General features: G+C 70.2%; 9 protein-coding genes. 3 read left to right on the forward strand and 6 right to left on the reverse strand.

The genetic code is table 11. From position 1 onward, the window contains the following. Position 1: 1 nt before the first annotated feature. The 3 genes from IPM43_01640 to gltB are packed head-to-tail and all read right to left on the reverse strand — an operon-like array spanning position 2 to position 6,671. Positions 2–613 carry a LysM peptidoglycan-binding domain-containing protein gene (locus IPM43_01640; GenBank protein ID QQS25120.1) on the reverse strand — a complete coding sequence of 204 codons (612 nt, stop codon included), beginning with the start codon at positions 611–613 and terminating at the stop codon, positions 2–4. Positions 614–670: 57 nt separating this feature from the next. Further along, complete coding sequence (locus IPM43_01645; protein ID QQS25121.1) at positions 671–2,122, reverse strand: glutamate synthase subunit beta; 1,452 nt, start codon at positions 2,120–2,122, stop codon at positions 671–673. Further along, positions 2,115–6,671, reverse strand: coding sequence for a glutamate synthase large subunit (gene gltB / locus IPM43_01650; GenBank protein QQS25122.1), 4,557 nt, complete (start codon positions 6,669–6,671; stop codon positions 2,115–2,117). The genes IPM43_01645 and gltB overlap by 8 nt, the downstream gene beginning before the upstream one ends. Positions 6,672–6,797: 126 nt before the next feature. Here gltB and IPM43_01655 point away from each other — a divergent pair, with 126 nt between their 5' ends. Beyond that, positions 6,798–7,130, forward strand: coding sequence for a DUF4190 domain-containing protein (locus IPM43_01655; protein QQS26290.1), 333 nt, complete (start codon positions 6,798–6,800; stop codon positions 7,128–7,130). 24 nt (positions 7,131–7,154) lie between these two features. Here the strand turns inward: IPM43_01655 and IPM43_01660 are convergent, their stop codons facing one another. Together IPM43_01660 and IPM43_01665 are read right to left on the reverse strand one after the other, a co-directional pair. Then, positions 7,155–7,967: a crotonase/enoyl-CoA hydratase family protein gene (locus IPM43_01660; protein QQS25123.1), complete on the reverse strand. Its 813-nt coding sequence runs from the start codon at positions 7,965–7,967 to the stop codon at positions 7,155–7,157. Between the two features lie 21 nt (positions 7,968–7,988). Beyond that, positions 7,989–8,726, reverse strand: a complete 738-nt coding sequence (locus IPM43_01665; GenBank protein QQS25124.1) for a GntR family transcriptional regulator — start codon at positions 8,724–8,726, stop codon at positions 7,989–7,991. A 50-nt stretch (positions 8,727–8,776) separates the two neighbouring features. On the opposite strand from IPM43_01665, the gene IPM43_01670 reads away from it, so the two are divergent. Then, a complete protein-coding gene (locus IPM43_01670; protein ID QQS25125.1) occupies positions 8,777–11,050 on the forward strand; it encodes an aconitate hydratase in 2,274 nt (757 codons plus the stop codon). A gap of 19 nt (positions 11,051–11,069) precedes the next feature. Continuing rightward, on the forward strand, positions 11,070–11,738 hold the full coding sequence (locus IPM43_01675) for a nitroreductase family protein (GenBank protein ID QQS25126.1): 669 nt from the start codon (positions 11,070–11,072) through the stop codon (positions 11,736–11,738). Between the two features lie 8 nt (positions 11,739–11,746). Here the strand turns inward: IPM43_01675 and IPM43_01680 are convergent, their stop codons facing one another. Next, entirely contained in the window at positions 11,747–13,186 is a 1,440-nt protein-coding gene (locus IPM43_01680; GenBank protein QQS25127.1) for an HAD-IB family hydrolase, read from the reverse strand. Positions 13,187–13,317 lie beyond the last annotated feature (131 nt).

A 13,317-nucleotide genomic window follows, 5' to 3' on the forward strand; every position in this document is an offset into this window, starting at 1 on the left:
GCTACTCGCTCTTTGCCGGGATGACGATCACGTCGCCGGCGAAGATGCTGTGGTTCACCCCGTCGGTCCAGCCGTTGGCCGTGGCGATCGCCTCGGCGGTCGTGCCGAACTTCTCCGCGATCCCGTAGAGGAAGTCGCCCTCCTCGACCGTGTACGTGCCCTGGGAATCCGGTGGGACGGTGGTCGGGGTAGAGGGCGTCGAGTCAGACGACGGCGCGGCCGACTCGGTCGTCGGGTCGGTCGTCGGCGTTGTGCCCCCGGGCGGGATCTTCACCACGTCGCCGGGGTTCAGCGGGTGGCGCACGCCGTCGGTCCAGCTGTTGTAGCTCGCAATGTCCTCCGCCTTCACGCCGAAGGCCTCAGCGATCGCGTACAAGTAGTCGCCCGACTGCACGGTGTACTGACGCTCGGGCGGGACCGTGTTCGACGGATCGACGGTGCTCGACACGAGCGGCGGAGTGGTGACGTACGCGGTCGACGTGAGCGGCTTCAAGGTGGTGCTCGAGGCCTCGGAACCGCCGCCCCCGCAGGCTGTCAGCCCGACGATGCCGACGATGCCGACGAAGCCGACTCCGACGACGGAGCGGAGGGAACGAGTTCGATGCGCGCGCACGGGACGACAGCGTACGCGTGAACCGGAGTCAACTGGTGTCGCCCCCGTCACCTTGCGTCACATCAGTGGACGATCGGTGGGATTCACCGGGCGCGGCAGGGTGCTGGAACCCGTCAGGTAGCGGTCGACGCCTGCCGCGCAGGACCGCCCCTCGGCGATGGCCCAGACGATCAGGCTCTGACCCCTGCCCATGTCGCCGGCCACGAACACCCCCGGCACGTTCGTCTGGTAGTCCTGGCCCCGGGCGACGTTGCCGCGCTGGTCGAACGCGACGCCGAGCTGGTCGAGCCAGGATCCGCGCTCTGGGCCGACGAAGCCCATCGCCAAGAACACGAAGTCGGCAGGCAGCTCACGCTCGGTGCCCGCGATCTTTTCGAACCTGCCGTCGACGAGCTCGACCTCGTGGATCAAGAGCGCGCGGACGTTGCCGTCGCCGTCGTCCAAGAAGCGCTCGGTGTTGACCGAGTAGACGCGGTCGCCGCCTTCTTCGTGCGCGGACGACACCCGGAACACCTGACTCCACTGCGGCCAGGGGTTGTCCGGCGCTCGCGCGTCGGGCGGCCTGGCCAGGATCTCGAGCTGGGTCACCGACGCCGCCCCCTGACGGTGCGCGGTGCCGAGGCAGTCCGCGCCGGTGTCCCCGCCGCCGATGATCACCACGTGCTTGCCGGCCACGTCGATCGGCGAGCTGTCGATGTCGCCCTGTTGCACCCTGTTCGCGAGCGGGAGGTACTCCATCGCCTGGAAGATCCCGTTCAGCTCACGCCCGGGCACGGGCAGGTCACGCCACTGCGTGGCTCCGCAGGCGAGCACCAAGGCATCGTGGGAGGCGAGCAGCACCTCGACGTCGACACTCACGCCGACGATGGCACCGGTGCGGAACTCGGTGCCCTCGGCCTCCATCTGGGCGAGGCGCCGGTCGACGTGGCGCTTCTCCAGCTTGAACTCGGGGATCCCGTAGCGCAGCAACCCGCCGACCCGATCGGCGCGCTCGAGCACGAGCACGTCGTGACCGGCGCGGGTGAGCTGCTGGGCAGCGGCCAGGCCCGCCGGGCCAGAGCCGATCACGGCGACCCGCTTGCCGGTGCGCACCGCTGGCACGTGGGGGGTCACCCACCCCTCGTCCCAGGCGCGGTCGATGATCTCCACCTCGACCTGCTTGATCGTCACCGGGTCGGCGTTGATCCCGAGCACGCACGCCGCTTCGCACGGCGCCGGACACAGCCGGCCGGTGAACTCGGGGAAGTTGTTGGTGGCATGCAGGCGGTCGAACGCGTCGCGCCAGTGATCGCGGTAGACGAGGTCGTTCCAGTCGGGGATCAGGTTGCCTAGCGGGCAGCCGTTGTTGCAGAACGGGATCCCGCAGTCCATGCAACGCCCGGCCTGGCGTGTGATCCGGTCGACCCCGAAGTCCTCGTACACCTCCGACCAGTCGCGCAGGCGCACCGGGACCGGGCGCCGCGACGGCATCTCGCGGTCCCATTGCAGGAAACCCGTCACCTCACCCATGCGCCGCCTCCATCACTCGCTCGGCCGTCTGCTCCTCGTCGAGACCTTCGGCCTCGGCCGCCCGGATCACCGCGAGCACGCGCTCGTAGTCGGTGGGCATCACCTTGCGGAAGTGGGCCTGCTCCGCCTCCCAGGCGTCGAGGATCCGCGCCGCGACCGGGCTCCCCGTGAGCGCGCGGTGGCGCTCGACGGTGTTCGCGACGAACTCACGGTCGCCGTCATCGAGCTCCTGCAGCGTGACGAGCTCGTAGTTGACCCTGGAAGCGAACACCCCCTCGGGGTCGTACACATAGGCGATGCCGCCGGACATCCCGGCGCCGAAGTTGCGACCCGTCGGGCCGAGCACGATCACCCGGCCACCGGTCATGTACTCGCAGCCGTGGTCGCCGACACCCTCGACGACGGCCGTCGCCCCCGAGTTGCGCACGCAGAAGCGCTCGCCGACGACGCCGCGCAGGTAGATCTCCCCGGCGGTGGCGCCGTAGCCGATGACGTTGCCGGCGACGACGTTGGCCTCGGCGGGGAAGGTCGCCCGCTCGTCGGGGTGCACGACGACCGTGCCCCCGGACAGGCCCTTGCCGACGTAGTCGTTCGCGTCTCCCTCCAGGCGCAACGTGATCCCTCGTGGCACGAACGCGCCGAACGACTGGCCGGCAGAACCGCGGAAGTGGATCGAGATCGTCCCGTCGGGAAGGCCCTCGCCCTTCCAACGCTTGGTCACCTCGTGGCCGAGCAGGGTGCCGACGGTGCGGTTCACGTTGCGGATCGCCATCGAGAACGCGACCGGCTCGGCGCGCTCGATCGCGCCCTGCGCGCGCTCGATGAGCTGACGGTCGAGGGCCACGTCGAGGCCGTGGTCCTGGGCCACCGACTGCACGAGCGTCTGGCCGTAGGGGTTCTCCGGAACGGCGAGGATCGCGCTGAGGTCGAGCCCGTGGGCCTTCCAGTGGTCGACCGCCTGGCGGGTGTCGAGCAGCTCGGCATGGCCGATCATCTCGGCCATCGTGCGGAAGCCGAGCTCGGCCATCAGCTCACGTACCTCCTCGGCGATGAACTCGAAGAAGTTGACGACGAACTCGGGCTTGCCGCTGAACCGCTTGCGCAGCTCGGGGTTCTGCGTGGCGACGCCCACGGGGCAGGTGTCGAGGTGGCAGACGCGCATCATCACGCAGCCGCTGACGACGAGCGGCGCGGTCGCGAAGCCGAACTCCTCCGCGCCGAGCAGCGCGGCGACGACCACGTCGCGACCGGTCTTCAGCTGGCCGTCCGTCTGCACGACGATGCGATCACGCAGCCCGTTCAGCAGCAGCGTCTGCTGGGTCTCGGCGAGACCGAGCTCCCACGGCCCGCCGGCGTGCTTCAACGAGGTCAGCGGCGAGGCACCCGTCCCGCCGTCGTGGCCCGAGATCAGCACCACGTCGGCCTTCGCCTTCGACACCCCCGCGGCGACGGTGCCGACACCCACCTCGGCGACGAGCTTGACGTGGATGCGCGCCTCGGGGTTCGAGTTCTTCAGGTCGTGGATCAGCTGCTTCAGATCCTCGATCGAGTAGATGTCGTGGTGCGGTGGGGGGCTGATCAGGCCCACACCGGGGGTGGAGTGCCGGGTGCGGGCGATCCACGGGTACACCTTGGCGCCGGGCAGCTGACCGCCCTCGCCGGGTTTGGCCCCCTGGGCCATCTTGATCTGCAGGTCCGCGGCGTTCGTCAGGTACTCGCTCGTCACTCCGAACCGGCCCGAGGCGACCTGCTTGATCGCCGACCGCCGCTCGGGGTCGTACAGCCGGTCGGGATCCTCACCGCCCTCGCCGGTGTTGCTCTTCGCGCCGAGGCTGTTCATCGCGACGGCGAGCGTCTCGTGGGCCTCCTGCGAGATCGAGCCGTAGCTCATCGCGCCGGTGGAGAAGCGCTTGACCAGCTCGGCGACGGGCTCGACCTCTTCGATCGGCACCGCCGGCCGCGCGCCGGTCTTCAGCTCGAACAGGCCGCGCAGCGTGGCGAGGCGCGCGGACTGGTCGTTCACCTTCGCCGTGTACTCCTTGAAGATGTCGTAGCGCTTGGCCCGCGCCGCGTGCTGCAGCTTGAACACCGTCTCGGGGTTGAACAGGTGGTGCTCGCCCTCGCGGCGCCACTGGTACTCCCCGCCGAGCTCCAGCTTGCGGTGCGCCCGCTGCTCGGGATTCGCGGGGTGGGCGTCGGCGTGGCGAGCTGCGGTCTCGGCCGCGATCTCGTCGAGCCCGATGCCCCCGAGCCGGCTGACCGTGCCGGTGAAGTACTCGTCGACCAGTTCCCGACCGAGGCCGATGGCCTCGAAGATCTGGGCGCCGGTGTAGCTGGCGACGGTGCTGACGCCCATCTTCGACATCACCTTCAGCACACCCTTGCCGCAGGCCTTGATGTAGTTCTTCACCGCCTTGTGCGGGTCCATCTCCCCGAGGCCGTGGAAGTTCTCGGCGATCATCTTCTCGATCGACTCGAACGCCAGGTAGGGGTTGATCGCGCCGGCGCCGTAGCCGACGAGCAGCGCCATGTGGTGCACCTCGCGGGCGTCGCCACACTCCACCACCAGCCCCGCCATCGTGCGCTTCTTCTCGCGGATCAGATGGTGGTGAACGGCGCTCGTCAGCAGCAGCGACGGGATCGGCGCGTACACCTCGTCGGAGTTGCGCTGGGAGAGCACGATGATCCGGGCACCCTCGTCGATGGCGTTCGACACCTCGCGGCGGATCGCGTCGAGCGCGCGCTTCAGCGCCAGCCCCCCGCCCGCCACGCGGTACAGCCCGGCGACGACGTGGGCCCGCAGATCGGGCCGTGAGCCGTCGTCGTCGATGTGGATGATCTTGGCCAACTCGTCGTTGTCGATGATCGGGAACGGCAGCACGAGCTGACGGCAGCTCTGCGGGCCAGGCGACAGCAGGTTCGACTCCGGCCCGATCGTCGCCCCGACTGCAGTCACCACCTCTTCGCGGATCGCGTCAAGGGGAGGGTTAGTGACCTGGGCGAAGAGCTGCGCGAAGTAGTCGAACAGCAGGCGAGGCCGGTCCGACAGCACCGCGATCGGGGTGTCGGTGCCCATCGAGCCGATCGGTTCGGTCCCCTTCGCCGCCATCGGGGCGACGATCACCTTCAGCTCCTCGTGCGTGTACCCGAACACCTGCTGGCGGCGCAGCACGCTCATGTGGCTGTGCACGACGTGCTCACGAGCGGGTAGATCGGCGAGCTCGACCAGGCCGGCGTCGAGCCACTCGGCGTAGGGCTGCTCGGCGGCGAGGGTGCGCTTCAGCTCCTCGTCGTCGACGATGCGCCCCTGCGCGGTGTCGACGAGGAACATCTTGCCGGGCTGGAGGCGCCCCTTGCGCACGATCCGCGCCGGGTCGAGGTCGAGCACGCCGACCTCGGAGGCGAGCACGACGACGTCGTCGTCGGTCACCCAGTACCGGCTGGGGCGCAGCCCGTTGCGGTCGAGGACCGCGCCGATGACGGTGCCGTCGGTGAACGCGATGCTTGCCGGGCCGTCCCACGGCTCCATCAGCGACCCGTGGAAGCGGTAGAACGCCCGCTTGTCGGCGTCCATCGTCTCGTGGTTCTCCCAGGCCTCGGGGATCATCATCAGCACCGCGTGGGGCAGCGAGCGACCGCCGAGGTGGAGCAGCTCGAGCACCTCGTCGAAGGTGGCCGAGTCGCTCGCACCCGGGGTGCAGATGGGGAACGCGCGGTCGAGGCCGGGCACGAGGCTGGAAGCGAGCATCGCCTCGCGGGTGCGCATCCAGTTGCGGTTGCCCTGCACGGTGTTGATCTCACCGTTGTGCGCGACGTACCGGTAGGGGTGGGCGAGGGGCCAAGTGGGGAAGGTGTTGGTGGAGAACCGGCTGTGCACCAACGCGAGCGCGCTCTCGACACGCTCGTCTTGGAGGTCGGGGAAGAACGTCGCGAGCTGGGGGGTGGTGAACATCCCCTTGTAGACGAGGGTGCGGCTCCCGAGCGAGGGGAAGTACGTGCGCTCCTCGGGGGAGAGCTCGTGCTCGACCCGCTTCCTGACCACGTACACCAAGCGGTCGAGATCGATCCCGCTCGCTCCCGCCGGGTCGGTGACGAAGAGCTGCTGGAACGACGGCATCGCCCGGCGCGCCGTTGCACCGAGGCACTCGGGCTTCACCGGCACGGCGCGCCAGCCGAGCACGGTCAGGCCCTCGTCGGCGACGATCCGCTCGATCGACTCCTGCGCCTTCTCGGCGAGCGCCGGGTCGGCCGGCAAGAACGCGAGCCCGACGGCGTAGTGCCCGGCGGCGGGCAGCCCGAACGGCGCCGTCTCACGCAAGAACCGGTCCGGCACCTGCACGAGGATGCCGGCGCCGTCGCCGGTGTCGGCCTCGGCCCCGGTGGCACCACGGTGCTCCAGGTTGCAGAGCGCCCCGATCGCCATCGAGACGATCGAGCGGCTGGGCTTGCCCAACACGTTGGCGACGAACGACACGCCGCACGAGTCGTGCTCGAAGCGCGGATCGTAGAGCCCATACGGCGCGGGGTACTGGTTGTGCATCGTCCTCATCCACGGAGTCGAGATCGGCTGGGTGGACCTCCGGGACGGCACTGGCCCGAGCGGTGTCGGAACCCATGTTAGGCCGCGGCGGGGCCGCGCGACCAAGGTTTACCGTGCCAGACTCTGCCGGTGAGCATGCCGCCTCCGCCTCCGAGCCCGCCGCCCGGCTACCAGCCGCCGCCCCAAGGCGGGTACGGCTGGGGAGGCGGCCAGATCGACCACCCCCAGGGGACCGCGGTGCTCGTGGTCGGCATCTTGAGCCTCGTGCTCTGCCAGATCCTCGGCCCGATCGCCTGGTCGATGGGCAACAACGCGCTGCGCGAGATCGACGCCAATCCCGCCATGTACCGCAACCGGGGGGCCGTCCAGGCCGGCCGCGTCTGCGGCATTGTGGCGTCGATCCTGCTGCTCGTCGGCCTCGCCGGCATCCTTCTTCTCGTCGTCGCCACCGTAGGCGGGCGGAGCTGACCGCCCCGGTTCAGCCGGGGTCGTTCAGCCGAGGTCGCCGAAGGCGGGGGGACGCTTCTCGAAGTTCGCGCTCACCGCTTCCACCTGGTTGGCGGTGCCCACCAGCGAGCCGATCACCCGGCGCTCGGCGGCGAACTGCTCGGCTGCCCCCGCGCCCGTCAACCGGTTGAACAGCTCCTTCACCCCGCGGATGGCATGCGGGCTGCGCCCGGCGATCTCGCCGGCAAGGGCCAACGCGTCCTCGAGCGGGGTCTCCGACAGACGCGTGCCGAGGCCGAGCTCGACCGCTTCGCGCCCGGACACGACCCGCGCGGTGAAGGTCAGCTCCTTCGCCACGTCGGGGCGCACGAGGTGGCTCAGCATGAGCGTGCCGGTCATGTCGGGAACGAGCCCCCAGTGCACCTCTCGCACCGACAGCTGGGCGTCGGGGTGCACGATGCGGATGTCGGCGCCGAGCGCGATCTGGATGCCGCCGCCCAGCGCGTGGCCGTGCACGGCGGCGATCACCGGTACCGGCACCTCCTGCCACACCCAGCACACCTGCTGGCCGAGGTGGGTGATGCGGCCCGCGTCGACGCGGCCCGGGTTGCCGTCGTCGTTGCCGGCAGCTGCGCCACCTGCCATTTGCTGGAACGACGAGAAGTCGAGGCCGGCGCAGAACGAGGGCCCCTCACCGCTCAGCACCACGGCGCGCACCCCGGGTTCGGAGCACAGCCGCTCGCCGGCCCTCGCTATGGCGAGGAACATCTCCCCGTCGAGCGCGTTGCGCTTGTCGGGTCGGTTCAGGCGGACGTCGGCGACTCCGCCGGCGATGGAGATGGTCACGCGCTCGGTCATGGAACCGAGTCTGGCAGGCGGTCAGCGCTCGTCGACGAGGCGCAGACCCGTCGGCGCGATCGAGGGCTCGGCGTGGGGCAGGTCGACGACGAACTCGGTGCGGTGGCCGGGGAAGACGTGCTCGGACAGCAGCACCGCGCGCCCGGTGGTGTCGGTGGTCACGCGCCGGCAGCGCAGCACCGGCGAGCCTGAGGGCACGCCCAGCAGGCGGGCATCGGCCGCGGTGGCCGCGTCTGCGGCGATGGTCTGCGTCGCGCCGGCGAGCACCACGTCGAGCAGCTCGTAGAACGGCGAGCGCTCCACGTCGCTCCGGCTCAGGTGCTGGCCGCGCTCGGCCGGGCACCAGACCGTGACGACGGCGAACGGCTCACCGTCAGCCAGGTTGACGCGCTTCACGCGCAGCACCTGTTCGGCTCCGAGCACGGCCGCGACCGCGCGTGTGGCGGGGACGAACGCGAACTCGAGGATCCGCCGTTCGGGGCGGATGCCCGACTCGGCCAGTTGGCCTTCGATCGTGGCCAGATGGCCGAGGCTCTGGCGCAGCGGCTCCCGGGCGACGAACCAGCCGAAACCCTGACGGGCATCGACGAGCCCTTCCTCGCGCAGCAGCTCGAGCGCCCGGCGCACGGTGACCCTGCTCACGCCGAACTCGACGCCGAGCTCCGCCTCGCTCGGCAGCACGCCCCCGGCGCCGTACGCGCCGTCGACGACTCGCTCGCGCACCTCACGTGCGATCTGCTGGTAGCGGATCTCCCTCACTTGTATTAGAGTTGTCTACATCAGGTAGAGAACGCAAGGGGGAATCCCAGATGGCCACCGTCACCGCCGGTACACCGATCGAGCTCGTCGAGCGGGTCTACAGCACCCTGGCCGAGCGGGTCGCGCTCGGCCGCGAGCGGCTCGGCCGGCCGCTCACCCTCACCGAGAAGGTGCTGATCAACCACCTCGTCGACCCCGCCGGCCAGGAGCTGGAGCGCAACGCGAGCTACGCCGACTTCCGCCCCGACCGGGTGGCGATGCAAGACGCGACCGCCCAGATGGCGCTGTTGCAGTTCATGACCGCCGGCCTCCCCGAGACCGCCGTGCCCTCGACGGTGCACTGCGACCACCTCATCCTCGCCAAGGTGGGCGCGAACATCGACCTCGGCGTGGCGCTCGACACCAACCGCGAGGTCTACGACTTCTTGCGCTCGGTGTCCGCGAAGTACGGCATCGGCTTCTGGGGCCCGGGCAGCGGGATCATCCACCAGGTGGTGCTGGAAAACTACGCGTTCCCGGGCGGGATGATGATCGGCACCGACAGCCACACCCCGAACGCCGGTGGCCTCGGCATGGTGGCGATCGGCGTCGGCGGGGCCGACGCCGTCGACGTGATGACCGGCTTCCCGTTCAACGTGCGCTGGCCGAAGGTGATCGGCGTCAAGTTGACCGGCTCGCTGAGCGGCTGGTCCAGCCCGAAAGACGTCATCTTGGAGGTCGCCCGGATCCTCACCGTCGAGGGTGGCACCGGGGCCATCGTCGAGTACTTCGGGCCCGGGGCAGACAGCATCTCGGCCACCGGCAAGGCCACCATCTGCAACATGGGCGCCGAGATCGGCGCCACCTGCTCGCTCTTCGCCTACGACGAGAACATGGCCGCGTACCTGAAGGCGACCGGGCGTGAGGCCATCGCCGACGCCGCGGACCGGGTCGCGCAGCACCTGCGTCCCGACGACGGCGCCCTCTACGACCAACTCGTCGAGATCGACCTCGACGGTCTGAAGCCGCTGATCAACGGCCCGCACTCCCCCGACCGCGCCCATCCCGTCGGCGCCGCCGGCGTCGGGGCCGCCGCCGCGGAGAACGGCTGGCCGCTCGAGGTGTCCTCCGCGCTGATCGGCTCCTGCACGAACTCCTCGTACGAGGACATCACCCGCGCCGCCTCGGTCGCGAGGCAGGCCGCGGCGAAGGGGCTCCGCGCGAAGTGCGAGCTGTTGATCACGCCGGGCTCGGAGCAGATCCGGGCCACGATCGAGCGCGACGGCCTGCTCGCCGACCTCGAGGCAGTGGGGGCGACGGTGCTCGCGAACGCCTGCGGGCCCTGCATCGGCCAGTGGGAGCGCGCGAAGGAGATCACCGACAAGCCGAACACGATTGTCAACTCGTTCAACCGCAACTTCCCGAAGCGCAACGACGGTTCGGCCAACACGCTCAGCTTCGTCACCTCCCCCGACACGGTGATGGCGATCGCGCTCGCCGGCCGGCTCGACTTCGACCCGACCGCCGACACCATCGCCGCCCCCGACGGCACCGCCGTGCGCCTCGACCCGCCCGTCGGCGAGGTGCTGCCGAACCGCGGCTACGACCCCGGAGTCGACACCTTCACCGCTCCGCCGGCGGACGGTTCTGGGGTCCAGGTCGCGGTCAGCCCGACGAGCGAGCGCCTGCAGCTCCTCGCCCCGTTCCCCGCCTGGGACGGCCACGACTACCTCGGCCTGCCGGTGCTGATGAAGGCGCAGGGCAAGTGCACCACCGACCACATCTCGGCGGCCGGCAAGTGGCTCACGTACCGCGGGCATCTGGAGAACATCTCCGGCAACCTGTTCATCGGGGCGGTCAACGCGTTCACCGGCGCCACCGGGGAGGGGGTCGACGTCACCGACGGAGCGACGCGCCCGTTCCCCGACATCGCGAAGCGCTACGGCGACGCCGGCATCCGCTGGGCGGCGATCGGCGACCGCAACTACGGCGAAGGCTCCTCCCGCGAGCACGCGGCGATGGAGCCTCGCTTCCGGGGTGGCGTGGTGATCCTCGCCCGCAGCTTCGCCCGCATCCACGAGACGAACCTGAAGAAGCAAGGCCTGGTACCGCTCACGTTCTCCGACCCGTCCACGTACGACCTCGTCGAAGAGGGTGACCGGATCAACGTGCTCGGCCTGCCGCCGGTACCCGGCCGGCCGGTGCGCGGCCAGATCGTGAAGCCGGACGGCACCACCGTCGACTTCGAGGCCACGCACACCTTCTCCGACGAGCAGGTGGAGTGGTTCCGGGCCGGCTCGGCGCTGAACATCGTGCGCGAGAAGGTGGCCGCGGCCGGTCACTGACCGCGTAGTGTCCGCGGTGATGGAGCTACGTGAGGGGTTGAGGACCACCGGGGCGGTGCGCCGGTTCACATCGGAGCCCGTCGACGAAGCGACGCTGTACGGCATCTTGGACGATGCCCGCTTCGCGCCGAGCGGCGGCAACCGCCAGCCCTGGCGGGTGGCCATCGTCACCGACGGGATGATGCGCCGTGAGCTCGCGACGTTGATGCAGCCGGTGTGGAACGAGTACGTCGCCATCGGCGCGACCGGGGTGACTCCGTACAACGTCGTCGAGGCGGTGCCAGCAGGCGTCGTGCCGGCGACCCCGCCGCACGTCGACCACGAGCTGCTCGAGCACATCGAGCGGGTGCCGTTGGTGCTGGCCGTCGCCGTCGACCTCTCGCTGGTGGCGCTGATGGACTCCGGCCTGCACCGCCCGCCGGTCACCGCCGGTGCATCGATCTACCCGTTCTGCTGGAACCTGCTCCTCGCCGCCCGCGTCCGCGGGCTGGGAGGGGTGATCACCACGTTCGCGTCGCGAGCCGAGCAGGTGACGGGACCGCTGCTCGGCCTGCCCCCCGATCACGCCCTGGCGGCAACGGTGTTCCTCGGCTACCCCCAGCATCAGCCGACCGTGCTGAGCCGACACCCAGTGTCCGCGTTCGCCACCCGCAACCGCTTCGACGGCGAGCCCTTCGACGAGCCCTGAGCGTTGCCTCAGTCGGTTCCCGGGCGCCGCGCGAGCTCGCGCTCGGGGTCGCCGCTGTAACCCGGCGGGTAGGTGAGCGCCAGCTCCGCCTCGGTCGGCGTGCGGCGGCGGCGGGCTTCGGCGGGCAGCAGCTCGGAGATCGCGCTCATGATCCGCTTCGTGTCGGCGTCGGGGCTCTTGTACTTCAGCTCCACCGGCCGCCCGACGCGCACCCGGATCTCGGGGGGGTCAGTGATGTTCGTGACGTCAGGCAGGCGCGACGACCGCGGCCAGACCTTCTCGGTGCCCCACAGGCCGAAGGGGATCACCGGCGCCTTCGTCATCGCGGCGAGCCGGGCAGCGCCCCAGCGCCCGACGAGCTCGGGCTCGAAGAACGCCGGGCCGCGCGGGATCGTGCCCTGGGGCATCATCACCACCACCTCGCCGCCGAGCAGCGCTTCCGCAGCGGCATGCAGCGGCTCCTCGCTGCCCGTGCCGCGGTCGACCCGGATCCCGCCGAGCATCGTCATCAACTGACCGACGATCGGCACGTCGAAGACCTCTTTCTTGCCGAGGAAGCGCCCCGTGCGTCCGCTCTTCGCGATCGTCATCAGCGTCGCGACCGAGTCGAAGTAGCTGCGGTGGTTGCCGCACAGGATCGCGGGGCCCTCGGAGGGGATGTGCTCGGTGCCGGCGATGTCGAAGCGCGCATAAGGTACGAGCACCGGCCGCGCGAACTGCATCCCGATGCGCGCCAGCTCCAGCCCGATCACGGGGATCTTGGCCACTCCCGGGGGGACGTCGAGATGCAGTACGGGCCAGCGGCGGGCTGTGGCCATGATCACCAACCTTGGGTCGGGGTTGACAGCGAACGGGTGGCCGACGGCCGAGAGCAGGGGGGTGTCGTAGATGCTGTCGGAGTAGGCGTAGCTCTCGGCGAGATCGATGCCGTGCTCCTCGGCCCAGGTCGTGACGGCTTCGAGCTTGCCGGCCGCCCACACGAACGGGCCGGTCAGCGTGCCGTCGTAGGTGCCGTCCTCGGCCACCCCGTAGCGGGTGGCGACGACGTCGTCGAATCCGAGCTTGTCGACGAGCGGTTTGACGAGGTCGTACGGAGTGGTGGTGGCCAGCACGATCGGGCGACGCGCGGCCCGGTGCTGAGCGAACAGCAGCCCGGCGAAGGGCTGGATCATGTCGGCCAGGGTGTCTGCGGCGAGCTCGGCGGCCTCGAGCACCGCCTCTTGGGAGCGCCCCTTGGCCAAGGTCACCGCCTGACGGGCGAGCACCATCGACGGCAGGTTCTCGCCGACCCGGTTGAAGAGCCCGTAGAGCAGGCGCTCACCGGGGAGCTTGCGCCCGACGATTCCCGCGGAACGCATCGCCTCGGCGAAAACCGCGCCGGATGCCCCGGCGAGCAGCGTGCGGTCGAGATCGATGAAGGCAGCGCCCTTCGACGCTCGACGGCTCATGGGTGGAGAGGTTAGATGCCCCCGAGTGCGCGGGCCGCGAAAACGGGAAAGGCCCCGCTTTGGGGGAAGCGGGGCCTCTCAACCGATTGGAACCCGGTGGCTGGGGGAACCACCTTCGTTGGGTTCACGTC

The sequence above is a fragment of the Actinomycetota bacterium genome, from assembly GCA_016700055.1.
Lineage (GTDB): Bacteria > Actinomycetota > Acidimicrobiia > Acidimicrobiales > Ilumatobacteraceae > Kalu-18.